Origin of the sequence: Smaragdicoccus niigatensis DSM 44881 = NBRC 103563 (genome assembly GCF_000380645.1) — a bacterium.
In the GTDB taxonomy this organism is placed as follows: Bacteria; Actinomycetota; Actinomycetes; order Mycobacteriales; family Mycobacteriaceae; genus Smaragdicoccus; species Smaragdicoccus niigatensis.
In genome coordinates, this window is the sequence record NZ_AQXZ01000019.1 from 24,906 (window position 1) to 47,245 (window position 22,340).

A 22,340-nucleotide genomic window follows, 5' to 3' on the forward strand; every position below is an offset into this window, starting at 1 on the left:
AAAGCTAACTATCCCAACGCCTTTTCGACGTCGGCGCGGCGCTCGTCGGGAACCATGACGCGAATCTCGGTGAGTTGGTCCGCCGACACCTGCTTCGCCCACGCCTGCACCCGATCGATGGGAAGCGCGCCGAAGAGGTCGCCGAGGGCCACCCATTCCTGCTGCTCGACGAGGAGTTCGAGCACGGTGAACTGCAGCTTCTCCGACATTCCCGCGACGAGGTTGACCGTCGTGGCCGCGTCGAGTTCGGCAACCGCACCGGCGATGAGTTCGGGCGACAGCTTGTCGGCCATTTTCGTGGCCCACTGGGCGTCGTTGAAGTACGCGAGACGCGCAACCATCAGCGGGCTACCAACCCGCTCGGCCACCTTCGCCGCCGCGGACACCGGGATCGCCTTGGCCAGTCGACCCACGCCGACGCTGCCCTGGCGGGCGAGTTCGACGACGCAGTTGTCGACGGCCTGGGCCAGCGCACGCAGGTCCGCATCGCTGACGGCCTCGAGGTAGGCGATGCGCTCGGGCGCAACTCCGAGACGTCGTGCCACGCGCCGGACTTCCGGCTTCTGGTCGGTCATTTCGACGCCATCTTCTGCAGCGCCTTACGAATGAGGAGCGGCAGCGCGTCGACCATCTTCGGCCCGGTGGCGATGAGTTCCGCGATCTGGTCTTGGTGCAGATTCTGGACGAGCGACAACAGGTCAGCACGGTCTTCATCCGACAATGCCGCGATTGTCGAGGGCAGTTGCGCGTCAGCGAACAGTTCGTCGAGGCTCGCCGGCGGCGGTGGTCCCTTGCGTTCCTGCTCGGGGGCTGCAGTTTCGGTCACGACGCCAATTTAGTCGAGCATCACCGTGGCGAAGGTACCGACCTGCGTGAATCCGACATTCGCATAAGCCTGGCGAGCGGAAAGGTTGTAGCCGTTGACGTACAGGCTCGCAACTCGGCCACTTGCGACGATCTCGTTGACGACCGTGGCAGTCCCCGCTGCACCGAGTCCCCGGCCGCGCTGCTTCGGATCGACCCAGACACCCTGGATCTGGGCCACCTGGCGGGACATCGCGGCGATCTCGCACTTGAACGCGACTCGGCCGTCCTCGAAACGCGCGAAAGCCCGACCACGAGCGATGAGTTCGGAAATCCGGCGCCGATATCCCCGACCACCGTCGAAGGCGCGTGGATCCGTGCCCACTTCCTCGATGAACATCGCGACCGCGGCCCCGTAGTACGCGTCGATCTCGTGCGGAAGGACCCGTCGCACGTCGAGATCCGCCGGGATCGGCGACGGCGCGGACCGCACCAACAACGGCTGGTCGCTGCGCACTTCCCGGGCCGGCCCCCACGCTTGTTCGAGTTGTTGCCACAGCGGCATCGCAAGATCACGCCGCCCGACGATCGACGAACACAGGCGCGGCCCGCGCTGAGCGCGTTCGGCGAAGGCCCGCATGTCATCCCACGTGCCGTGGATGGGCATGAGACTCGGCCCCGAGAAGCAGAGGGATTCCTCTGGTCCGCCCCGGCTCCAGAGTTCGACGCCGCCGGCCGTGGGTAACCCAGCTTCTTCGATGCGTGCCGCCACCATGCACCCGGCGACCGGATCAGCCGCCAGCGCGCGCAGCACCTCGCGCGTGTCTCGGGGTCCCAGCGATCGAACGCCGAGAAGTTTTAGCACAAGGTCTAATGTGCCACGATCAACGCCAAAATTGGTCCGGAGGGCCTAACTCCCTTGGTCAGCCGGCATTTCTTCGGCTAGGCGCAAGGCTTCCTCGATGAGCGTCTCGACGATCATCGACTCCGGAACGGTCTTGATGACCTCACCGCGGACGAAGATCTGTCCCTTGCCATTGCCCGACGCAACGCCGAGGTCAGCCTCGCGTGCTTCGCCGGGCCCGTTCACAACGCAGCCCATGACGGCGACGCGCAGCGGAACCTCCATACCCTCGAGGCCCGCGGAGACTTCGTTGGCCAGCTTGTAGACGTCGACCTGGGCGCGGCCGCACGACGGGCACGACACGATTTCGAGCTTGCGCGGGCGCAAATTGAGCGACTGCAGAATCTGGTTGCCGACCTTGACCTCTTCGACCGGCGGCGCAGACAGCGAGACACGAATCGTGTCGCCGATGCCTTCCGCGAGCAGTGCGCCGAAGGCGACCGCCGACTTGATCGTGCCTTGGAACGCCGGGCCGGCCTCGGTGACGCCGAGGTGCAGCGGGTAGTCGCACTTAGCGGCCAGCTGGCGGTACGCCTCGACCATGATCACCGGGTCGTTGTGCTTGACCGAGATCTTGATGTCGCCGTAGCCATGGTCTTCGAACAGGCTGGCTTCCCACAGCGCGGACTCGACGAGCGCCTCCGGGGTCGCCTTGCCGTACTTGGCGAGCAGTCGCGGGTCGAGCGAACCGGCGTTGACGCCGATCCGGATCGGGATGCCGGCGGCACCGGCGGCCTTGGCGACCTCGCCGACGCGACCGTCGAATTCCTTGATGTTGCCGGGATTGACGCGCACGGCCGCACAGCCGGCATCGATCGCCGCGAAGATGTAGCGCGGCTGGAAGTGGATGTCCGCGATCACCGGGATCTGGCTGTGCCTGGCGATCTCCGCCAGCGCGTCAGCGTCTTCCTGCCGCGGGCACGCGACGCGCACGATGTCGCAGCCGGACGCGGTGAGCTCCGCGATCTGCTGCAGCGTCGCGTTGATGTCGTGCGTCTTCGTGGTCGTCATCGACTGAACCGAAATCGGCGATTCGCTACCGACCCCGACCGCGCCGACCTTGAGCTGCCGGGTCTGCCGACGCGGAGCAAGGATAGGAACCGGAGCGCTGGGCATGCCCAAACCGATGGTCGTCACGTTCGTCAATTCTACTTTCGGATTCACCATTGGATCGGGTTGAGAATGTCTGCCGCGAGGGTGAGCAGCATGTATGCGCCGCCCAAGACGATCACCGCATACGTCACCGGCAGGAGCTTGAGGTAGTCGAACGGCCCGCCCGGTGCGAGTCCCCTGCGGGCCCGGAACCAGTCACGTGCCTTCTCGTACCCGACGACGGCGATATGTCCACCGTCGAGCGGAAGCAATGGGAGCAGGTTGAACACCGCGAGGAAGAAGTTCAGCGAGGCCAGGAGCCCGATGAACATCTGCCACAGTCCCTGTTCGGCGGCCTGACCACCGATTTCGCTGGCACCCAGGACACTGATCGGGGTGTCGGACCGACGTTCGCCGCCGGTCACCGCGTCCCACAGGGACGAGACTTTGCTCGGCATCTCGAGCAGCGCCTCCCCCGTCTTGACGAAGAGGTCGCCCGTGAAGCCGACCGATGCTGGAATCGCCGGGAGCAGCGAGTACTTCTCGATCGGATGCGCGTCGTTCTTGCCCTCGAGCTTGATACCGACGGCACCGACGGTGCGCACCGTGAAGTTTCCGGTACGCCCGTTCTTGAACTTGCGGGGCACCTGCTCGACGTGGACCGGGATCATCATTTCCTGGTCGCCGCGGCGAACCGTGAAGTTCGCGACGCCCTCGACGCCGCGCGTCTCCGCCACCACGTCTTCAGTCGTCTTGGTCTCTTCACCGTTCACGGCGATGATCCGGTCGCCGGCCTTCATGCCAGCGAGCTCGGCGGGCCCGGCGCCGGTGCACGAGGCCAGCGATCCGTCGTCGTTCTGGAACGGCGCCACACACGTCAGTTCACCGACCTCGACCCACGTGTTCGCGCGCAGGTCCGGCAGGCCCCAACCGACCGCGAGGATGACGACCAACACGAATCCGAGAACGATGTTCATGCCGATACCCGCGAACATCACGAGCATCCGCTTCCAGGTGGCCTGCTTGTACATCGCCTGCGGCTCTTCTTCGGGCGTGAGCTCGTCGAGCGCCGTCATGCCGGCGATGTCGCAGAAGCCACCGAGCGGAATGGCCTTGAGGCCGTACTCGGTGTGTCCGCGGCGGAAGGAGAAGATCTTGGGGCCGAAGCCGACGAAATACCGGCGTACACGCATGCCAGTCGCCTGCGCGGCCCACATGTGTCCGCACTCGTGCAGGGCGATCGAGATCGCGATGCCGAGGGCGAACAGAATCACGCCGATAAGGAACACGTAGTTCAGGCCTCCACAGTCGTCAGTGCACGCGCGCGAGCCCAAGTGTCGGCTGCGAGCACGTCATCCAAGGTAGCGGGTTCAGCTGACCATTGGCTTGCCGCAGTGAGCACCGTCTCGACAGTTCGAACAATTCCGGGGAACGACAGCCGTCCCTCGAGGAACGCTGCGGCCGCGACTTCATTGGCGGCGTTGTAGACCGCCGGCAGGCATCCCCCCGCCGTACCGGCCGCGCGCGCCAATTGCACTGCGGGGAAAACAGAGTCGTCGAGGGGTTCGAAAGCCCACGTCGAGGCCTGCGAGAAATCGCACTTCGGGGCCGCGCCTGCGACCCGGTTCGGCCACCCGAGCGCCAAGGAGATCGGCAGGCGCATGTCCGGCGGGCTCGCCTGAGCGAGGGTCGAGCCGTCGGTGAACGTGACCATCGAGTGCACGATCGACTGCGGGTGCACCGTGACGTCGATCCGGTCGTAGGGAATGCCGAACAGAAGGTGCGTCTCGATGAGTTCGAGTCCCTTGTTCACCAGGGTCGCCGAGTTCAGCGTGTTCATCGGACCCATCGACCAGGTCGGGTGCGCGAACGCCTGCTCAGCAGTGACGCTTTCGAGCTGATCGGCGGTCCATCCCCGGAACGGACCGCCAGAGGCGGTGAGGATCAAGCGGTCGACTTCTTCGGCGCGACCACCGCGCAGGCACTGTGCGAGTGCACTGTGCTCACTGTCCACGGGCACGATCTGGCCGGGTGCAGCGGCTTTCGTGACGAGCGGTCCCCCGGCGACGAGCGACTCTTTGTTCGCCAGGGCCAGCCGGGCACCGGATTCCAGAGTGGCCAGGGTCGGCTCGAGGCCCAGCGAGCCGACGAGCGCGTTGAGCACGACATCAGCTTCGGTCCGGTGGACGAGCTCGGTCGCGGCTCGGGCCCCGGTCAGCGCGCCGTCGATCTGGGCGCCCGCGACCGGATCGGCGACCGCGATGTTCCGGACCCCGAATTGTGTGGCCTGCTCGACGAGAAGATCGATCCGGGCACCGCTGGCGGCGAGGCCGACCACTTCGAACATCTCGCGATTGGCCGCGATCACGTCGAGCGCCTGCGTACCGATCGAACCGGTACTACCGAGAATCAGCACTTTCAACGGGGTCACGGGCGCCATTCTTCCCTAACACCCTGAGTGACTCGCAGTGTTGGGGGCCGGATGTCGCTGACGCTGGATCCGCGGAGCCCTCAGCGGACATCCGGCCCCCAACACTAGGTACGACACGCGGTCGTATGCCACGATATGCACAGACCTTCGTGATTAGGAGTAAGCGTGAGTGAGCTGGCGAAGACCGAGGATTCGGTGATTTTTGAAGCGCACGGTGGCGACGAAGAGCACACCGACGTGGCACACCACGAGCCGTCGGTCGTACCGGACCCGAACTGGGGTTGGGTCGGCGAATCGCCGAAGGCATTCCGCATCGCCGGCGTGATCATCGCGGTGTTCCTGCTGTTCCTGCTGCACGGCAACCACACCGGTCACGTCGAGGACGCGTACCTGCTTGGATTCGCGGTGTTCATCCTGCTCATCATCTTCAAGGACTGGGCCCTTAACCGCGTCTCGATGCGGAAGTAACGCTCAGCGTTCTCCGCCGCTAACTAGCGATTTCCGTCCGCGGGGTATCGCGCACAGTGCACACCACGCCCTGAGCGCGAACCCTGCGGACGAACTCGTTTTCGGGCTGGTTGATATTCAGTCGTCGGAGGCAACCACGACGTGCACCGTGCCAGCTGCCCGTGACGTTCGATGCGACCAGAGACAGCGCCGCGGTCAGGCGTTCTCCGCCGCCAACTGCCCACAGGCAGCAGCGATTTCGCGCCCGCGGGTATCGCGCACTGTGCACGCCACGCCCTGAGCGCGAACCCTGCGGACGAACTCGTTTTCGACCGGCTTCGGGCTGGCATCCCACTCGCTCCCCGGCGTCGGGTTGAGCGGAATCAGGTTCACGTGGACCATCTGGCCGAGAGCCTTGAACAGCTTCTTGCCGAGCAGGTCCGCCCGCCACGGCTGGTCGTTCACGTCTCTGATCAGCGCATACTCGATCGAGACGCGGCGCCCGGACTTGTGCGCGTAGTACTTGGCCGCATCGAGGACCTCGGCGATCGGCCAACGGTTGTTGACCGGAACCAGGGTGTCCCGCAGTTCGTCGTCGGGCGTATGCAGCGACACCGCGAGCGTGACGCTGAGTCCTTCGTCGGCAAGCTTGCGAATGGCCGGCGCGAGTCCCACGGTCGACACCGTCACCGATCGCTGCGAGATGCCGAGGCCGTGCGGCGCGGGTGAGGTGATCTTGCGAACGGCATCGAGGACGCGTTTGTAGTTCGCGAGCGGCTCCCCCATGCCCATGAAAACCACGTTCGACAGGCGGCCCGCGCCACCGTGGATCTCACCGTCGCGGAGGTCAGCAGCAGCGGCGCGCACCTGGTCGACGATCTCGGCGGTCGACAGGTTCCGGGTCAGGCCGGCTTGGCCGGTCGCACAGAACGGGCATGCCATTCCGCATCCCGCCTGGCTCGAGATGCACAGCGTCGCGCGGTCGGGGTACCGCATGAGCACGCTCTCGAGCAGTGTGCCGTCACCCGCGCGCCACAGCGTCTTGCGAGTGTCGCCGTCATCGCATGCGACCTGCTTGATCGGGTCGAGGAGCTTCGGGAACAGCTTCTCCGCAACCGCGGGTCGCACGCTCGCCGGAAGGTCGGTCATCTGATCCGGGTCGGCGACGAGTCGTCCGTAATACTGACGGGCGAGCTGGTCAGCGCGGAACGCCGGCAGTCCGAGTTCGACGACGACCTCGCGCAGCTGAGCAGCATCGAGATCGGCAAGGTGGCGCGGTGGCATCCGACGCTTCGGGGCGTCGAACACGAGGGGCAAGGAAGACATAGCTGGCCTAGTGTCTCACCTGCGAGTACGCGGGCACCAATTCAGCGAATTCAACAGATCAGCGGCGCTCGTTTGTGATGATCTTGCCATGTCCTCTCATGAAGACCCGCGGGCCGAACCGCCAGCGGAAATCGTTCGCGCCGAACCGGATCAGGGCAAGAAGGCGCCAAAGGCCAAACCGCGCAAGAGCGGCGCCTCGTACGCTCTGGGCGGCCTGGTGGTCGGTTCGCTCATCACGATCGTGATGCTCGTCTTCATCCTCCAGAACCTGCAGAGCTCGAAAGTCACCTTCCTCGCGTGGGACTTTGAGCTTCCGCTCGGTATTTCGCTGCTCCTGTCCGCGATCGCTGGAGCGCTCATCACCGCCTTCATCGGCGGCGTCCGGATCTTCCAGTTAAAAAGAACGATGCGGAAGGTCTGACGCAAATCGGGTCCGCACGCCGCCGCGAAGGAAACTATGCCTTCGTGACGCCGTGAACGGCCGGTTTGGGCGACCGGGATTCGGAATTCGCAATCCGGGCTGAGTCTGGTGGAGATTCCTCCCATGCGAGACATCGAGCGGCTACTCATCGGACACGGCGGAGTCGTGTCGACGGCCCAATTGATCGATGCCGGAATGAACCGGCGGACCATCCGCGTGCTGGAGGCGAAAGGCTGGCGGAGCCTACGCTTCGGCTGGTGGGCGTGCCCGGGTGCCGACCCGGCGGTCGAAAGTGCGGTCAAACTCGGCGGCGTTCTGGCCTGCGAGTCAGTCCTGCGAAGATCCCACGTGTGGACACCGTCGAACAACCAGCACATTCGGTTCGGCAAGCACTCCCATCGATCGTCTGGAATTCGGAACTGCCGACCACGAGGCCACAACCCGCCGCTCGCGACATCGGTTGATTCGCTGGAGACCGCGCTCTCTTCTGCGGTGAACTGCCTCGACGTCGAGGAGGTGATCGTGGTTCTGGACTCGATGCTCCACCTCAAGCTGATCGACGAAGCGTCAGCCGCCACCGCTCTGAACTCGTCGCGGTTCGCGCACCTCGATCTGCTGAGCAAGTGCGACCGCAAGAGTGAGTCCGGTACCGAAACCATGGTTCGTGTCAGACTGCGCGGCTTGGGAATTCACGTCCGAACGCAGGTCGTCATCAACACGATCGGCCGAGTCGATCTGCTGATCGGAAAACGCCTGATCATCGAATACGACGGATTGGAGTACCACGCCGGGCAGTTCGAAGCGGACCGTGAGCGGGATCGCAGGCTCATCGCACTCGGATTCATCGTGATCCGGCTGTCGTACAACCAGGTCGTCTATGACTGGACTGCGGCGCTGCCGGACATCCTCGCGGTAATCCGCCGACGTGAGCATCGACGAGCGGCACAGATCGTCGTGTGACAGGGGCACGAGGGAAACTATGCCTTCGTGACGCCGTGAGCGGCCGGTTTGCGCGCTCGGTTACGCAACCAGCGGCGTCAGAATCACCCAGGCGACGAACGCCGACGGCAGGATCGAGTCCAAGCGGTCCATCGCGCCGCCGTGGCCCGGGAGCATGGTGCCCATGTCCTTGATGCCGAGGTCGCGCTTGAACTGCGACTCGATGAGGTCACCGAGCGTGGCGACGAAGACCAGAACCACGCCCAGGATCGCACCAGCGTAAAGCGGTCCGTCGAGCAGCAGCCATACCGAGAGCGTTCCACCGATGATGCCCGCGCTGAGCGAACCGGCAAAGCCTTCCCACGACTTCTTCGGGCTGATGGCGGGCACCATCGGGTGCTTGCCGAACATCACGCCCGCGGCGTAGCCGCCGACGTCATTGCAGACCACGCAGATGACCGCGCACATCACGCGGAACCCGCCGTTGTCCTGCTGCACGAGGAGGCTCGCGAAAGCGCCCAGCAACGGAACCCATACGAGCACGAAAATCGAGGTCGCCGAGTCCCGCAGCCAGTTCTTCGGCGGGTTTTTGAGGCCCTGCAGGAACAGACGCCAGATGATGATGAGGACCGCCGAACCGGTGAACGCTGCGGCCACACCGTCGATGCCACTGGTCCAACTGGTCCAGATGATTACCTGCCCACCGACGAACAGCGGGATTCGCGGCACATGGACTTCCGCCTCGCGAAGGCGGCGAATGACCTCGAACGTGCCGATGGCCACCGCCACCGCCATGACCGGAATGAGTGCCAGGGGCGCGAAAAGCAGAATTACGAGGAGGCCACCGCCGAGCACGACGCCGACAGCGATCGCGGCGGGGAGATTCCGACCCGCCCGTGACTTCTTCTCAGCCACTGCCGCATCCGCCGCCACTCGCATCTCCTCGATCTTTGGTGATTCTCAGGTGAAACTTTAGACCTCGAGAAGCTCAGCTTCCTTGTGCTTCACCAATTCATCGATGTGCGCGACGTACTTCGACGTGGTTTTGTCGAGTTCCTTCTCCGCACGACCGACTTCGTCCTCGCCGGCCTCGCCGTCTTTCTGAATTCGGGACAATTCGTCCATCGTCTTGCGACGAACGTTGCGGATTGCGATCTTGGCGTCCTCGCCCTTCGACTTCGCCTGCTTCGCCATTTCCCGGCGGCGCTCTTCGGTGAGCTGCGGGATGGCGATGCGGATGAGGGCGCCGTCGTTGGAGGGGTTGACGCCGAGGTCCGAGTTACGGATCGCCGTCTCGATGCTCCGAAGCTGGTTGGCCTCATATGGCTTGATCACCGCCAGGCGCGGCTCCGGAATGTTGATGCTCGCGAGCTGGGTGATCGGCGTCATCACGCCGTAGTACTCGATCACGATCCGCGAGAACATCGCCGGGTTCGCGCGGCCGGTGCGGATCGATGCCAAGTTGTCCTTGGCCACCGTGACCGCGTTCTCCATCTTTTCTTCAGCCTCGAAAAGTGCTTCGTCGATCACTTGCGGGGATCCCCTTGTCTTTCGGTGAGCTGTTTTCTCGGACAGGCGTCAGGAACGGACGAGGGTGCCGATGCGCTCCCCCGACACCGCACGCGCGATGTTGCCCTTGGTCAGCAGATTGAACACGAGCATGGGCATCTGGTTGTCCATGCAGAGACTGAACGCGGTCGCGTCGGCGACCTTGAGGCCACGCTCGATGACCTCGCGGTGCGAGACCTCGTCGAACATCTTGGCGTCCGGGTTGGTACGCGGGTCGGCATCGAAGACACCGTCGACCGCCTTCGCCATGAGGACAACCTCGGCGCCGATCTCGAGAGCGCGCTGCGCCGCGGTCGTGTCGGTCGAGAAGTACGGCATACCCATGCCGGCACCGAAGATCACGACGCGGCCCTTCTCCAGGTGGCGGCGGGCCCGCAACGGCAGGTACGGCTCGGCGACCTGCCCCATCGCGATCGCGGTCTGCACGCGGGTGTGCACTCCCATGCGCTCCAGGAAGTCCTGCAGGGCAAGCGAGTTCATGACCGTGCCAAGCATGCCCATGTAGTCGGAGCGGTTGCGGTCCATACCGCGTTCGGACAGCTGAGCGCCGCGGAAGAAGTTGCCACCGCCGATCACGACCGCGACCTCGACACCCTGTGCCACCACGTCAGCGATCTGCTCGGCAACCGCCTGCACGACATCCGGGTCAACGCCGACGTTGCCACCACCGAACATCTCGCCACCGAGCTTGAGCAGGACCCGCTTGTATCCCTTACGCTCGGGCGCCACCTCGGTCATTGCACTCCTTCGATATTCATCGCCGCCAGGTGCTGATCCGCACGACTGTCGACAGGGAAGCGCCTTACATACTGCCTCATTGGGCGCGCTGAAATAGAACCGACCGCCGATTACCCGGCCGACCCCCGTCGATCTCTTCCGACCGACGAAAAAGTGGCCCCGTCGAACGAATTCGACGGGGCCACTTTCACGTGCTGCTAGCTTGCGCCGACCTCGAAGCGGGCGAAGGCGGTCACCTTCGCGCCGGCCTCGTCGAGGATGGCCTTCACGGTCTTCTTCGAGTCCTGGACCGAAGACTGCTCGAGCAGAACGACGTCCTTGAAGAAGCCGTTGAGACGACCCTCGACGATCTTCGCGAGAGCCTGCTCCGGCTTGCCCTCAGCGCGAGCGGTCTCCTCGGCGATGTGACGCTCCGACGCGACGATGTCGGCCGGAACCTCGTCCCGCGAGACGTACTTCGCCTTGAGCGCGGCAACCTGCATGGCAGCGGCACGGGCAGCCTCAGCTGCACCATCACCCTCGCCCTCGAACTGGACGAGCACGCCGACGGCCGGCGGCAGGTCCGAAGCACGCTTGTGCAGGTAGACCGCGGTCGGGCCGTCGAACGAGACGACGCGACGGAGAACGAGCTTCTCACCGATCTTGGCAGCGAGCTGCTGAACGGCGTCCGAGACGGTCTTGCCACCGAGGTCAACGGCGCCGAGGGCGTCGACGTCCGCCGGCTTGGCGGCGGCAGCTGCCGTGACGATCTCGGTCGCGAGGCCCTGGAATTCGGCGTTCTTGGCGACGAAGTCGGTCTCGGAGTTGATCTCGATCATGACGCCACCCTGAGCGGCGACGAGGCCCTCAGCGGTGGTGCGCTCGGCACGCTTGCCGACGTCCTTCGCACCCTTGATGCGAAGAACCTCAACGGCCTTCTCGAAGTCGCCCTCGGTCTCCTCGAGCGCCCTCTTGCAGTCCATCATTCCGGAGCCGGTGAGCTCGCGGAGCCGCTTGACATCTGCAGCGGTGTAGTTCGCCATGACTGGCGATCTCCCTTCCAGGAAGTGTTGTGGAATGACTATTCGGCAGCCGGAGTAGCACCAGCGTCGGTGGACGCGGCCGGAGCAGCCTCAGCGAGCAGCTCCTGCTCCCACTCAGCCAGCGGCTCGCTTGCCGCAGCTTCCGGCTTCTCGTCGTCACCAGCGGCAACGCCGGCACGAGCCTTCAGGCCCTCGGCGACGGCCGAAGCGACGACCTTGGTGAGGAGCGCGGCCGAACGGATGGCGTCGTCGTTGCCCGGGATCGGGTAGTCGACGAGGTCCGGGTCGCAGTTGGTGTCCAGGATCGCGATGACCGGGATGTGCAGCTTGCGAGCCTCGCCAACGGCGATGTGCTCCTTGTTGGTGTCGACAACCCACACGGCCGACGGAACCTTGGCCATGTCGCGGATACCGCCGAGGGTGCGCTCGAGCTTGGTCATCTCACGCGTGAGCATGAGGATTTCCTTCTTGGTGCGACCTTCGAAACCGCCGGTCTGCTCCATCGACTCGAGTTCCTTCAGGCGCTGCAGGCGCTTGTGAACGGTCTGGAAGTTGGTGAGCATGCCACCGAGCCAGCGCTGGTTGACGTACGGCATTCCGACGCGCGTCGCCTCACCCGCGATCGACTCCTGCGCCTGCTTCTTGGTGCCGACGAAGAGGACGGTGCCGCCGTGGGCAACGGTCTCCTTGACGAACTCGTAAGCGCGATCGATGTAGGTCAGCGTCTGCTGCAAGTCGATGATGTAGATGCCGTTGCGGTCGGTGAAGATGAAGCGCTTCATCTTCGGGTTCCAACGACGGGTCTGGTGACCGAAGTGCGCACCGCTGTCAAGCAGCTGGCGCATGGTTACAACAGCCATGGCTGTAGTTCTCACTCTCAATTGCCGGTTGTCACGGGATGCCAGGCTGGCTCCCGCCCTGGCGTCTCTGGCGCCGTCAGAACCGCACCCGAAGGTCCGGACCAGCTGACGGCTGACTCACACGGTTCGCCCGAAAGGGACGAGACAATGTGCGCGAGACGCGCGAAGTCGACCCCAACTGTTCACACAGCTGAAGCCGCACCGGTTAGTGTACGGCCTCACAACGCATCCGCTCAAACCGGAATCCGGGGTTATCCACAACCCCGCAACCGTGCCTTCCCTCGAGTCGGCACGCAGGGTGCGATAGACCCGTGTCGATCCTCGTCCGGCTCCTCTGCCCAGTCCTCACAGCCCTCGCTTGCGCCGCCCCGGCGGGCGCCCAAACCCCTTGGGAATGGCCGGTTCCCGCACCACGCGCCATAGTCCGCGGGTTTGACAACCCACCGCAGAACTGGCTGCCCGGTCACCGCGGCGTCGATCTCGGCACCGTCTCCGGCGCCACCGTTCGAGCCGCTGGTGCCGGGCGGGTCGTCTTCGCGGGCAATGTCGGCGGTAAGCCGGTCGTGTCGATCGAGCATCGCGACGGCTTGCGCACGACCTATGAACCGGTCACCGCCACTGTCGAAACCGGCACCGTTGTGGAGCCTGGTCAGCCGATCGGCGTCGTTGTTGCCGGACATCCGGAGTGCGCCGCGACCGCGTGCTTGCACTGGGGGCTTCGGCGCGGAGACGACTACCTCGATCCGCTTCAATTGGTGAGACCGCGTCAGATTCGGTTGAAACCGCTCTAGGACAGACAAGGCCTAGGCGCGCGGATGAGCCTGGTCGTGCACCGCTCGCAGCCGCGCCACGGACACGTGGGTATAGATCTGCGTCGTCGCCAGACTCGCGTGGCCGAGGAGTTCCTGAACGACTCGCAGATCCGCGCCGCCTTCGAGCAGGTGGGTCGCCGCGGTGTGCCGAAGGCCGTGCGGCCCCATGTCCGGGGCGCCCGGAACCGCTGCGATCGCTTCATGCACGACCGTGCGAACCTGACGAGCGTCGAGACGCCCTCCCCTGGCACCCAGGAATACGGCGTCGCCCGACTTCGCCGTCGCGATCTCGGGGCGGCCACGATCGATCCACGCCTTCGCGGCGTCGCGCGCCGGCAATCCGAAGGGCACGGTCCGTTGCTTGTCGCCCTTGCCCGTCACCCGGACCAGGCACTGCGAGAGGTCGAGGTCGGGAATGTCGATGCCGCACAGCTCACTCACGCGGATTCCGGTCGCGTAGAGCAGTTCGATGATGAGACGGTCGCGCAGCGCCATCGGGTCCTCTTGCCGCGCACCGGACTCCGCGGCCGCCACTAAAGCGCTCGCGTGGTTTTCGCGCAGGACCGGCGGCAGCGTGCGATTCGGGCGCGGGCCCTGCAGTCGAACGCCTGGATCGTCCGGCAGCCGCTCCGTCTTGGCGAGCCACGCCGTGAAGGTACGAATCGACGCCACTCGCCGCGCCAATGTCGTGCGCGCCGCACCGTTCGCCGACTGATGGGCCAGCCAGGCGCGCAGGACGATGAGCGTCAGCGGACCGTCACCGCGTTCCGCCACGAATTCGATGAACGACCGCGCGTCGGTGAGGTAAGCCCTCACCGTGTGCGGAGAGCGCCGTCGCGCGTACGCGAGGTAGTCCGCGTAGTCCTCGAGCGAGGACTCCAGCATGGCGACGGTACTCACGTGGTCAAACGTCGCGCTCACCATCGTCGCGGGCAAGCAGGCGCGCACGATCGAGACGGAATCTGCACATTCCCACCTTTTTCGGCGACATGGTTAGCGGAATGTTTGACACCCGTAATGAAGGGAATAGGACCTAGCGGTACTCTCGCGAATATTCCGGACCGGAACTCGCCTCGAATCCGAAAGGACAACGACACATGGCCCGCACGGTGACCGTGAACCTCGTGGACGACATCGACGGCGTCACACCCGCCGACGAAACCGTCCACTTCTCCTTCGACGGCTCCGAATTCGTCATCGACCTGTGCGAATCCAACGCCGCTGAACTGCGGGAACAGTTGGAAGAGTGGATCTCCCACGCTCGCCGGGTCAGCGGCCGCGCACGCAAGCGTGGCACCGGACTCAACGCCGCAGCCGCCGCCGGCCCGATTCCGACAGTCGAAATCCGGGAATGGGCCCGGAAAAACGGCTACGGAGTCGCCAGCCGCGGACGAATTCCAGCAGACGTCGTCGAGGCTTATCAATCGAGGATTGCTGGGTAATTGCTTGTCCTCCATTCGAAGGACAAGCAATTACACCCTGGTCAGGACGCCTCCGCCTGCTTGGCACGCCGCCACCGGAGGCCACTGACACGCGCCTCACCTTGCAATTCGAGCCTCGGCAAGATGGCACGAACCCGTGCGGCGTCGACTCCAGACCGCTGCGCGATGCGCTCGACGTCGACTCCCGCACCTCTCGTGGGCAAGGCTGCCGCAACCGCCACTTCGTCAGGCTCACGGTCGGACGAGTCGCCGAATGGAAGATGCATCGGCGCAGCCGCGGCAAGGACGTCGTGCGCCGAGGTCACCAGCGACGCCTCGCCTTGCCGGATCATCGAGTGACAACCCACCGATGTCGCGGACTCGACTGACCCCGGTACCGCCAATGCCTGACGCCCGAGCCGACGGGCCCACTTGACCGTGTTTCGAGCACCGGATCGGTGTCCAGCCTCGACGACGACCGTCACCTCCGACAAGGCCGCGATCAGTCGATTGCGCTCGAGAAACCGCTGTTTGGCTGCCGAAACCCCCGGTGCGTACTCGCTGATCACCAACCCGGACCTCGCCACCTCGTCGAGCAGTTGAGCGTGCGCTGCCGGATAAGGAAGATCCACCCCACAGGCCACCACGGCGACGGTGATCGATCCCTCAGCCAAGGCCACCCGGTGCGCGGCCGCGTCGATTCCGAAGGCACCGCCCGAAACGATCGTCCAGCCGGCGGCGGCCACTCCGCTGACGATCTCCGCGGTGACGTAGCGACCGTAGGCGCTGGGCGCCCGCGTACCCACGACCGCAATCGAGCGGTCGCAAAGATCCGACACACTCGCGCTGCCTCGGACCCACAAGGCAATTGGCGGAGCCGACGACGCGCCACCGCCGAACGCCAGGAACCGGAAGGCGGGCCAGTCTGGATCGTCCGGTGTCACGAGCCGCCCACCACATCGAGTGATCGCGTCGAGGTGCTCGACCGACCGATCCTCTCGACCGCGCTGCAGCGCGGCCTCCCGCAGCGGAGTGGGTAGCTCCTTCTCCCGGATTGCCCGCGCCGCTTCGACCGGTCCCACCGCGTCGATCAGGGCGGACAGAGCCGGACTCGGCCCCTGCGCGACGTGGGACAGGAACGCCCAGGCCAGGGATCGCTCGTCGGTGTTCACGCCGACCCCCGTTCCCGGAACATGAGCGCCGACGCGACATCGTCGGGCTTCAGCGCAGTACCGCCGCGGAGATCGCAGATAGACCAGGCGACGCGCAACGTACGGTCGGCTCCGCGAGCCGTCAACAGGCCGCGTCGCATGCCCGTCTCCAGATCAGCGATCGCCCGGTTGCTCGGCCGAAAGCGTCCGCGAAGGACGTTTCCCGGTACTTCGGCGTTCGTGGTCCAGCCGAAGCTCTGCCATCGTTCTGCTGCCGCACAGCGGGCCGCAACGACTCTAGATCGAACGACGCTGGTCGGCTCCCCGTCCGCGTCGAGCAGCCGGCCCGACGCTTCCGGGCGCATGACGATCTTGAGATCAACACGGTCCATCAGAGGCCCCGATATGCGTCCCAGGTAGCGCGACCGCAGGGTCGACTGACACGTGCAGTCCTTGTCCTTGGCCGCAGCGCACGGACAGGGATTGGCCGCCAAGATCAACTGGAACCGTGCCGGATAGCGAGCCACCCCATCACGTCTGGCGATTCGAACTTCGCCCTCCTCGATCGGCGTTCGCAAGGCGTCGAGAACTCGCGTCCCGAATTCCGGGCATTCGTCGAGAAACAGGATCCCGCGATGCGCCCGACTGACGGCTCCCGGTCGAGCCATTCCGGTCCCGCCGCCGATCAACGAAGTGATCGTCGACGTGTGGTGTGGTGCCACGAACGGTGGGTTCGTGACGAGTGGCTCCTTGGGGTCGAGGATGCCGGCGACCGAATGGATCGCCGACACCTCGATCGACTCTCGTTCCGACAACACCGGCAGTAGCCCCGGGATACGTTGCGCGATCATCGTCTTTCCCGTCCCGGGCGGGCCGACAAGCATCATGTTGTGACCTCCGGCCGCAGAGACCTCAGCGGCCCACCGCGCCTCAACTTGCCCGACGATATCCACCAGGTCCGGCCCAGGTGCGCGACTCGGCGCCACTGACCCCGTCGGCTCGACTAGCGATCCTTCGCCGCGCAGCCACTGACAAACGTGCCGCAATGTTTCTGCGCCGAAGACTTCGATGTCGTCGACCAGAGCCGCCTCCGTGAGCGACTCCACCGGAACAACGACGCGCGCGAAGCCCTCCGTGCGAGCCGCGAGGACCGCCGGAAGCACCCCACGAACCGCGCGGACGCGACCGTCGAGGGCAAGTTCGCCGAGCAGGATCGTTCCAGCCAGGCGATGGTCGGGAAGTTCACCGGAGGCGTTCAACGCGGCGATCGCCAACGCGAGGTCGTAGACCGACCCGACCTTCGGCAGCATCGCGGGCGAGAGCGCCAGAGTGACCCGACTTTCCGGCCACTTCTCCCCCGAATTGGTGACCGCCGCCCGAATTCGGTCCCGCGCCTCCGACAGCGCAGTGTCCGGCAGGCCAACAAGACTCACACCGGGCAGACCCCGGCCGACGTCAGCCTCGATCTCCACGAGCTGACCGTCGACGCCCGTCACCGCGACCGAGAATGCACGCCCGAGTGCCATCAGAACGCACCCCGCACGTGCTGAACCACCGGGCGATAGCCACGGCGCGCGACCACCGCGACGACGTCAAAGCGCACCCGGCGCCACGGCCGAGTCTGTTCACTGAGCCAGATACCGGCCAGTCGGCGGAGGCGTTGCTGTTTGCGAGCCGTCACGGCTTCTTCGGGACGGCCGTATCCGTCGCCCGTTCGCGTCTTGACCTCGACAAACACGATGTCGGAGCCATCTGCGGCGACGACGTCGAGTTCGCCGTGCCGACAGCGCCAGTTGCGGTCGAGGACTTGGAGTCCGATTGCTTCGAGAAATTCCACCGCGAGGTCTTCGCCCCGGGTGCCGATGTCTTGATTGGTTGCCACGCGCTCAGGCTGCCGAGGGCCTCGGACAACCTTCGACCACTGACCCGCAGCGACCGCCGACCCTGTGGAATGCTCCGACTCGGGTAAAGAACGCCGAGACTACTGCGGCAGGCGCAGGTCCGTCTTCTCGAGTTCCTCGATGTTGACGTCCTTGAAAGTGATCACTCGGACGTGCTTGACGAACCGGGCCGGGCGATACATGTCCCATACCCAGGCGTCCGACATCCGGACCTCGAAGTAGACCTCACCGCCGGCGTTCTGCGGCAGCAGCTCGACCGAATTCGCCAGGTAGAAGCGTCGTTCGGTCTCAACGACGTACGTGAACTGACCGACCACGTCCTTGTACTCGCGGTACAGGGACAGCTCCATCTCGGTCTCGTACCGCTCGACGTCTTCAGCACTCATAGATAGTGCAATCCTCCTGGCATCGGTTGATACCCATCATCGTCCACCGAGAGTGGATCAGCTAATCCGTCGGCCCCCGCGAAACGGCGGCCGCGAACGTTGCGAAACGACAGTCTGTGCTCACTACTTGGACCCAGTTCGGCAAGCGCCGCCGTGTGGATTGCGGTGCTGTAGCCCTTATGGATCGCGAACCCGTAGCCCGGGATCTGCTTGTCCATCTCGACCATGATGCGGTCGCGCGTGACCTTCGCGAGGATGCTCGCCGCCGCGATACACGCGGCGCTGGCATCACCGCCGACGACCGCAAGCGACGGTGCGGGCAGACCCGGAACGCGGAAGCCATCGGTGAGGACGTACTCCGGCTTCGGGTCGAGGGCCGACACCGCCCGGCGCATGCCTTCAATATTCGAGACGTGCAGGCCGATCGTATCGATCTCCCACGCCGGCACCGCGATCACCGACCAGGCCAGTGCGAGGCGCTTGATCACGGGGAACAGCGCTTCGCGTTCCGGCTCAGTCAAGCGTTTTGAATCGTCGAGCCCAGCAAGCGAGGACTGCGGCCGCGGCGCCAGAACACACGCGGCGATCACCAATGGACCCGCACACGCTCCGCGTCCCGCTTCGTCAGCCCCAGCGATGGGCCCGAGGCCGCTGCGATGCAGCGTTGCCTCGATCGTGCGCAATCCCGCAGACCTGCGCACGATGGTCCGAGGCGGCCAACTCTCCCGAGCCGGCCGCACGACCGTCCGAAGTGCCATCAACCAACCTTAGTTCGCCTGGATGTCCGGCGAATGGATCACTCCCATGCGGCTCGGCGGCAACACGACGAACACCGCCTTGCCCCGCACGTTGCCGATCGGGACGGTGCCAGTGGCCTCGGCGTCACCCATGTAGTCCGCCGCATCCTTGTCGCATCGTGGCAGCTCCGGATGGATCACGCAGCTGTGGAAACGCGAGTCGGCCGAGTTGTTCCGGTTGTCGCCCATGACCCAGAGACGTCCGGCGGGAACCGTGACGGCCGGGAAACAACGCGGCGACTTCGACTCGGTCTTGCAGTCCTGCTGACCCGGGATGAAGGGGAAGTCGGTCTTGACGTACGGCTCATCGAGCGGCTTGCCATCGACGAGGATTCGACCTTGCTCATCACAGCATTCGACGGTCTGGCCGCCGGTGGCGATGACGCGCTTGACGAGGTCGTTCTCATCTGGCGGCACGATGCCGATGAAGGCACCGGCGTTCTGGAGGGCGCGGATCGCGGGGTTGTGCGAGCGGATCGAAACGTACGCGCCGTTCCACGAATCAGGTCCCAGGAAGACGACCACGTCGCCTGCTTTCGGGTCTCCGAAGCGATAGCTGATCTTCTCGACGACGATCCGGTCGCCGGTGCAGCCGGCGCAACCATGCAGCGTGGGCTCCATCGACTCGGAAGGGATCAGATAAACCCGCGCGATGAACGTCTGAAGCAAGAAGGTCAGCGCGAGCGCGATGATGATGAGAATCGGCAGCTCACGCCAAAAAGACTTCGGCTTATCGCTTTTCCCGTTACCGGCGGGCTCGTCTTGAGTTGCCGGAATACGGAAAGAGCCGGTGGACTCGGCGGCTTGATCGGACACCCGATCAGCCTAACCATGTCCACCGGCTCTGGAGAGCGAGGGCTCACCTGCGCTCAGGAAAGATTCAGCGCTTTTCCTTGATCTTGGCAGCCTTGCCACGGAGGTCGCGCAGGTAGTAGAGCTTCGCACGACGAACGTCACCGCGAGTCACGACCTCGATGCGGTCGATGTTGGGGCTGTGCACCGGGAAGGTGCGCTCGACGCCGACACCGAACGAGATCTTGCGAACGGTGAAGGTCTCGCGGATGCCGCCACCCTGGCGACGGATCACGACGCCCTTGAAGACCTGCACGCGCTCCTTCGAGCCTTCAATAACCTTGACGTGCACGTTGAGGGTGTCACCGGCGCGGAAGGCCGGGATGTCGTCGCGCAGCGACTGGGCGTCGACGATGTCCAGGGTGTTCATGTCTATGTCTCACATTCTTGATGTGTGCGAGCAGAGGAACCTGGCGGCGGTCTGCAAGACCCACTCGACCGGTTCGTGCTCCTGCCATGGCGGGCTGTCTGTAGGCACACGTGTGCTCAGACAACCCCGCAATTGTGCCAGATAGAAGGGCTATTCACGAAATCACCGGAGTGCTCGCCGGTTAATACGCCGCCGTTCATATCCGGGCCGGCGGGACCGGAGACGTGAGCGTCTCGAAGTCATCCCGCCAACCGGGGTTGATCGGGGCCAGCGTCTCGAGCCACACCTCGGCGATCTCGCGCCACCGGTCCGGGTTACGGATACCCGAGAAGATCTTGCCCATCTCGCGGGCGTAGTGGATGGTGTCGCGAGTCTCGGACTTGATTCGCATCATCGTCGACAGTTTCCCCGGACGGTTTGGCACCTTGGCGGGCTCGTATCCGAACTCGCGCATGCTGTCCTTGCACACCGTCTCGATGAGACCGATGCGCTCGGGCGCAATGCCGAAAAGGCGGTACTCATCACGGTTGACGGGGTGGCTCGCCGACTGGAACCAGGGCAACGGTGGCATGTCACCCGGGTCCGGACTGTTTGCCGCGTGGCTCAGTACGGCGTCGTCCCAAGGCTCCCCGACAAACTGCAGTATTCGTCGCAACTGCGCCTCGGGTGCACTGCGCAGGTCTTCGAGCCGCACTCGGAGCACACGGTCCGCAAACGGCATGACCTCCTTGCGTGCGTGTTCGTAGACCAGGCAATTCCCGAGGTCTCGGGGACAGCCCCACGGCATGCTGCGCAGCGAGTCCACCGAGGTTCGCGGGTCCCGAACCATCTGGATAACCCGCGCGTCGGGAAAGTCCCGGAAGATTGCGGGCAGATGCGCGGTGTGGCCGGGCGACTTGTCGCCGTATCGAGCCCGGCCCAGCTTCTCGGCCTTGAGCCGGATGATCGCCTGGAACGCCAAGTGGATGTTCTCGCGAGTGAGATCGCTAGGCACCGCGGCCCGGACCTCAGCGGTCGGCAGATTCAGCCAGCGGTAGCTAAAGGTGTCGAAATAGCAGTCGAGGAACTTCGAGGCCGAGACCCCGTCGTCGGCGAGCGCGTACCAGATGTAGAACCACGTCTCGTGCGTGATGTAGATGTTCGGATGCGCCGACAACATCGTGCGCATGAGGGTCGTGCCGGACCGTGGATTTCCGACGATGAAGATCGGCGGTTCGTTCGCAGTCATGAGGCGGAGGAGGGGCTGCTCTCGGCCTGGAGCGCCGAAAGGATCTCACGTACGACGACTTCGGGCTTCTCCAGCGGGGAGAAATGTGGCAGCTCGTCGTCTTCGGTCGGCACCATGACGCCGGTGACGTTGGGCAGGTTCTCCATCAAGAATTTGTAGGACAACGTCCAACCGTGCGAGCCCGTGTCGTAAATCAAGTGGGTCGGCGCTTCGATCGATGGGATCGCCTCCTTCGTCAGCGGCCCGACGACGGCGCAGTCCTTCAGCAAACTGGTTTTGCCATAGAGCTTCATCATCTTCTCGGTCGTCCACTGCGCCGGCAGATCCTTGAGCGGGCCCCACTTGTTCGGCAGCTTGAACGCCTCGTTGAGCACGAACTCGCCGTCGAAACGACGGTCCGCCGGAATCGGAATGCCCAGGCGGCCAAGCAGGTCCACGGCCCATTCGGCCCGCTCTTTGTCCTCAGTCCAATACGGGACCAGCACCGGTACCGCGGCTTCGATGATGACGATGCTTCGTACCCGATCGGGATAGTGGTAGGCGAAATAGAGCGCAACATCGCCGCCGAAGCTGTGGCCCACGATGTCGGCCTTCTCGATGCCGAGATGGTCCATGAGCTCGACGAGATCGCGTGCGGCGTCCGTCGGGGTATAGCCGGTGTCGGTCATGGAGCTGTACCCGTGGCCGCGCAGATCGTAGGTGAGGGTCTGATACTGGTCCCACAGCATCGGGACGATCTTCAGATGCCAGGTCGCCAGGTTGCCGCCGATCCCGTGGATGAGGACGAGGTCCGGCCCGTCACCCACCTGCTCGTAGTGGAGTGTCGCACCGTCGGAGAGCTGCATTTTCGACATTGCTTCGGTCGTGCC

General features: G+C 64.8%; 27 protein-coding genes. 5 read left to right on the forward strand and 22 right to left on the reverse strand.

Annotated features, from left to right (window positions below):
• Window positions 1–8: 8 nt before the first annotated feature.
• Genes F600_RS0121270 through dxr form a run of 6 tightly spaced genes read right to left on the reverse strand, consistent with a single transcriptional unit; the run spans window position 9 to window position 5,216 of the window.
• Window positions 9–575 carry a hypothetical protein gene (locus F600_RS0121270; protein ID WP_018162680.1) on the reverse strand — a complete coding sequence of 189 codons (567 nt, stop codon included), beginning with the start codon at window positions 573–575 and terminating at the stop codon, window positions 9–11.
• Entirely contained in the window at window positions 572–826 is a 255-nt protein-coding gene (locus F600_RS0121275; protein ID WP_018162681.1) for a hypothetical protein, read from the reverse strand. The genes F600_RS0121270 and F600_RS0121275 overlap by 4 nt, the downstream gene beginning before the upstream one ends.
• Before the next feature lie 9 nt (window positions 827–835).
• Window positions 836–1,669, reverse strand: a complete 834-nt coding sequence (locus tag F600_RS0121280) for a GNAT family N-acetyltransferase (protein WP_026306805.1) — start codon at window positions 1,667–1,669, stop codon at window positions 836–838.
• 45 nt (window positions 1,670–1,714) lie between these two features.
• Window positions 1,715–2,875, reverse strand: coding sequence for a flavodoxin-dependent (E)-4-hydroxy-3-methylbut-2-enyl-diphosphate synthase (gene ispG, locus F600_RS0121285; protein WP_018162683.1), 1,161 nt, complete (start codon window positions 2,873–2,875; stop codon window positions 1,715–1,717).
• The gene (locus F600_RS0121290) at window positions 2,869–4,089 is read right to left on the reverse strand and encodes a M50 family metallopeptidase (RefSeq protein WP_018162684.1); all 1,221 of its coding nucleotides are present in this window, start codon (window positions 4,087–4,089) and stop codon (window positions 2,869–2,871) included. Before F600_RS0121290 ends, ispG begins: the two co-directional genes overlap by 7 nt.
• 5 nt (window positions 4,090–4,094) lie before the next feature.
• Window positions 4,095–5,216 (reverse strand): 1-deoxy-D-xylulose-5-phosphate reductoisomerase, encoded by a 1,122-nt coding sequence (gene dxr / locus F600_RS0121295; protein ID WP_018162685.1) that lies wholly within the window; start codon window positions 5,214–5,216, stop codon window positions 4,095–4,097.
• Between the two features lie 180 nt (window positions 5,217–5,396).
• On the opposite strand from dxr, the gene F600_RS0121300 reads away from it, so the two are divergent.
• A complete protein-coding gene (locus F600_RS0121300; RefSeq protein WP_018162686.1) occupies window positions 5,397–5,699 on the forward strand; it encodes a DUF2631 domain-containing protein in 303 nt (100 codons plus the stop codon).
• 195 nt (window positions 5,700–5,894) lie between these two features.
• Here F600_RS0121300 and rlmN read toward each other — a convergent pair whose 3' ends face one another.
• Complete coding sequence (gene rlmN, locus F600_RS0121305; protein WP_040632259.1) at window positions 5,895–7,004, reverse strand: dual-specificity RNA methyltransferase RlmN; 1,110 nt, start codon at window positions 7,002–7,004, stop codon at window positions 5,895–5,897.
• An 88-nt stretch (window positions 7,005–7,092) separates the two neighbouring features.
• On the opposite strand from rlmN, the gene F600_RS0121310 reads away from it, so the two are divergent.
• Together F600_RS0121310 and F600_RS0121315 are read left to right on the forward strand one after the other, a co-directional pair.
• The gene (locus F600_RS0121310; protein ID WP_018162688.1) at window positions 7,093–7,425 is read left to right on the forward strand and encodes a LapA family protein; all 333 of its coding nucleotides are present in this window, start codon (window positions 7,093–7,095) and stop codon (window positions 7,423–7,425) included.
• 123 nt (window positions 7,426–7,548) lie between these two features.
• The gene (locus tag F600_RS0121315; RefSeq protein ID WP_018162689.1) at window positions 7,549–8,385 is read left to right on the forward strand and encodes a DUF559 domain-containing protein; all 837 of its coding nucleotides are present in this window, start codon (window positions 7,549–7,551) and stop codon (window positions 8,383–8,385) included.
• A 60-nt stretch (window positions 8,386–8,445) separates the two neighbouring features.
• Here the strand turns inward: F600_RS0121315 and F600_RS0121320 are convergent, their stop codons facing one another.
• From F600_RS0121320 to rpsB, 5 genes are all read right to left on the reverse strand, one after another.
• On the reverse strand, window positions 8,446–9,303 hold the full coding sequence (locus tag F600_RS0121320; RefSeq protein WP_018162690.1) for a phosphatidate cytidylyltransferase: 858 nt from the start codon (window positions 9,301–9,303) through the stop codon (window positions 8,446–8,448).
• A gap of 33 nt (window positions 9,304–9,336) precedes the next feature.
• Window positions 9,337–9,894 carry a ribosome recycling factor gene (frr, locus tag F600_RS0121325; protein WP_018162691.1) on the reverse strand — a complete coding sequence of 186 codons (558 nt, stop codon included), beginning with the start codon at window positions 9,892–9,894 and terminating at the stop codon, window positions 9,337–9,339.
• Between the two features lie 48 nt (window positions 9,895–9,942).
• Window positions 9,943–10,671 (reverse strand): UMP kinase, encoded by a 729-nt coding sequence (pyrH, locus tag F600_RS0121330; protein ID WP_018162692.1) that lies wholly within the window; start codon window positions 10,669–10,671, stop codon window positions 9,943–9,945.
• Between the two features lie 197 nt (window positions 10,672–10,868).
• Complete coding sequence (tsf, locus tag F600_RS0121335; protein ID WP_018162693.1) at window positions 10,869–11,693, reverse strand: translation elongation factor Ts; 825 nt, start codon at window positions 11,691–11,693, stop codon at window positions 10,869–10,871.
• Window positions 11,694–11,731: 38 nt separating this feature from the next.
• On the reverse strand, window positions 11,732–12,553 hold the full coding sequence (gene rpsB / locus F600_RS0121340; RefSeq protein ID WP_018162694.1) for a 30S ribosomal protein S2: 822 nt from the start codon (window positions 12,551–12,553) through the stop codon (window positions 11,732–11,734).
• 311 nt (window positions 12,554–12,864) lie between these two features.
• Here rpsB and F600_RS0121345 point away from each other — a divergent pair, with 311 nt between their 5' ends.
• On the forward strand, window positions 12,865–13,344 hold the full coding sequence (locus tag F600_RS0121345) for a murein hydrolase activator EnvC family protein (protein WP_018162695.1): 480 nt from the start codon (window positions 12,865–12,867) through the stop codon (window positions 13,342–13,344).
• A 12-nt stretch (window positions 13,345–13,356) separates the two neighbouring features.
• On the opposite strand, the gene F600_RS0121350 is transcribed toward F600_RS0121345, so the two are convergent.
• Window positions 13,357–14,247, reverse strand: coding sequence for a tyrosine recombinase XerC (locus F600_RS0121350; protein WP_026306810.1), 891 nt, complete (start codon window positions 14,245–14,247; stop codon window positions 13,357–13,359).
• Window positions 14,248–14,462: 215 nt separating this feature from the next.
• Here F600_RS0121350 and F600_RS0121360 point away from each other — a divergent pair, with 215 nt between their 5' ends.
• Window positions 14,463–14,807, forward strand: a complete 345-nt coding sequence (locus F600_RS0121360; RefSeq protein ID WP_018162698.1) for a histone-like nucleoid-structuring protein Lsr2 — start codon at window positions 14,463–14,465, stop codon at window positions 14,805–14,807.
• A 41-nt stretch (window positions 14,808–14,848) separates the two neighbouring features.
• Here the strand turns inward: F600_RS0121360 and dprA are convergent, their stop codons facing one another.
• From dprA to F600_RS30750, 9 genes are all read right to left on the reverse strand, one after another.
• On the reverse strand, window positions 14,849–15,958 hold the full coding sequence (dprA, locus tag F600_RS0121365) for a DNA-processing protein DprA (protein ID WP_018162699.1): 1,110 nt from the start codon (window positions 15,956–15,958) through the stop codon (window positions 14,849–14,851).
• Window positions 15,955–17,463, reverse strand: a complete 1,509-nt coding sequence (locus F600_RS0121370; protein WP_018162700.1) for a YifB family Mg chelatase-like AAA ATPase — start codon at window positions 17,461–17,463, stop codon at window positions 15,955–15,957. The genes dprA and F600_RS0121370 overlap by 4 nt, the downstream gene beginning before the upstream one ends.
• Complete coding sequence (locus tag F600_RS0121375) at window positions 17,463–17,819, reverse strand: YraN family protein (RefSeq protein ID WP_018162701.1); 357 nt, start codon at window positions 17,817–17,819, stop codon at window positions 17,463–17,465. Before F600_RS0121375 ends, F600_RS0121370 begins: the two co-directional genes overlap by 1 nt.
• Before the next feature lie 99 nt (window positions 17,820–17,918).
• On the reverse strand, window positions 17,919–18,224 hold the full coding sequence (locus F600_RS0121380; RefSeq protein ID WP_018162702.1) for a DUF2469 domain-containing protein: 306 nt from the start codon (window positions 18,222–18,224) through the stop codon (window positions 17,919–17,921).
• Complete coding sequence (locus F600_RS0121385; RefSeq protein WP_018162703.1) at window positions 18,221–18,982, reverse strand: ribonuclease HII; 762 nt, start codon at window positions 18,980–18,982, stop codon at window positions 18,221–18,223. Before F600_RS0121385 ends, F600_RS0121380 begins: the two co-directional genes overlap by 4 nt.
• Window positions 18,983–18,991: 9 nt before the next feature.
• Complete coding sequence (gene lepB, locus F600_RS0121390) at window positions 18,992–19,837, reverse strand: signal peptidase I (protein ID WP_018162704.1); 846 nt, start codon at window positions 19,835–19,837, stop codon at window positions 18,992–18,994.
• A 64-nt stretch (window positions 19,838–19,901) separates the two neighbouring features.
• Entirely contained in the window at window positions 19,902–20,243 is a 342-nt protein-coding gene (gene rplS, locus F600_RS0121395) for a 50S ribosomal protein L19 (protein WP_018162705.1), read from the reverse strand.
• 196 nt (window positions 20,244–20,439) lie between these two features.
• Window positions 20,440–21,471, reverse strand: coding sequence for a sulfotransferase family protein (locus F600_RS0121400; RefSeq protein ID WP_018162706.1), 1,032 nt, complete (start codon window positions 21,469–21,471; stop codon window positions 20,440–20,442).
• Window positions 21,468–22,316, reverse strand: a complete 849-nt coding sequence (locus tag F600_RS30750) for an alpha/beta fold hydrolase (protein ID WP_162141460.1) — start codon at window positions 22,314–22,316, stop codon at window positions 21,468–21,470. Before F600_RS30750 ends, F600_RS0121400 begins: the two co-directional genes overlap by 4 nt.
• Between the last annotated feature and the right edge of the window lie 24 nt (window positions 22,317–22,340).

Bases quoted from the DNA above. Each gene is read 5' to 3' on its own strand.
- F600_RS0121270 (WP_018162680.1), bottom strand. From the start codon at position 575: ATGACCGACCAGAAGCCGGAAGTCCGGCGCGTGGCACGACGTCTCGGA.
- ispG (WP_018162683.1), bottom strand. From the start codon at position 2,875: ATGGTGAATCCGAAAGTAGAATTGACGAACGTGACGACCATCGGTTTG.
- rlmN (WP_040632259.1), bottom strand. From the start codon at position 7,004: ATGTCTTCCTTGCCCCTCGTGTTCGACGCCCCGAAGCGTCGGATGCCA.
- F600_RS0121310 (WP_018162688.1), top strand. From the start codon at position 7,093: ATGTCCTCTCATGAAGACCCGCGGGCCGAACCGCCAGCGGAAATCGTT.
- F600_RS0121315 (WP_018162689.1), top strand. From the start codon at position 7,549: ATGCGAGACATCGAGCGGCTACTCATCGGACACGGCGGAGTCGTGTCG.
- F600_RS0121320 (WP_018162690.1), bottom strand. From the start codon at position 9,303: ATGCGAGTGGCGGCGGATGCGGCAGTGGCTGAGAAGAAGTCACGGGCG.
- pyrH (WP_018162692.1), bottom strand. From the start codon at position 10,671: ATGACCGAGGTGGCGCCCGAGCGTAAGGGATACAAGCGGGTCCTGCTC.
- tsf (WP_018162693.1), bottom strand. From the start codon at position 11,693: ATGGCGAACTACACCGCTGCAGATGTCAAGCGGCTCCGCGAGCTCACC.
- rpsB (WP_018162694.1), bottom strand. From the start codon at position 12,553: ATGGCTGTTGTAACCATGCGCCAGCTGCTTGACAGCGGTGCGCACTTC.
- F600_RS0121360 (WP_018162698.1), top strand. From the start codon at position 14,463: ATGGCCCGCACGGTGACCGTGAACCTCGTGGACGACATCGACGGCGTC.
- F600_RS0121370 (WP_018162700.1), bottom strand. From the start codon at position 17,463: ATGGCACTCGGGCGTGCATTCTCGGTCGCGGTGACGGGCGTCGACGGT.
- F600_RS0121380 (WP_018162702.1), bottom strand. From the start codon at position 18,224: ATGAGTGCTGAAGACGTCGAGCGGTACGAGACCGAGATGGAGCTGTCC.
- F600_RS0121385 (WP_018162703.1), bottom strand. From the start codon at position 18,982: ATGGCACTTCGGACGGTCGTGCGGCCGGCTCGGGAGAGTTGGCCGCCT.
- rplS (WP_018162705.1), bottom strand. From the start codon at position 20,243: ATGAACACCCTGGACATCGTCGACGCCCAGTCGCTGCGCGACGACATC.
- F600_RS0121400 (WP_018162706.1), bottom strand. From the start codon at position 21,471: ATGACTGCGAACGAACCGCCGATCTTCATCGTCGGAAATCCACGGTCC.
- F600_RS30750 (WP_162141460.1), bottom strand. From the start codon at position 22,316: ATGCAGCTCTCCGACGGTGCGACACTCCACTACGAGCAGGTGGGTGAC.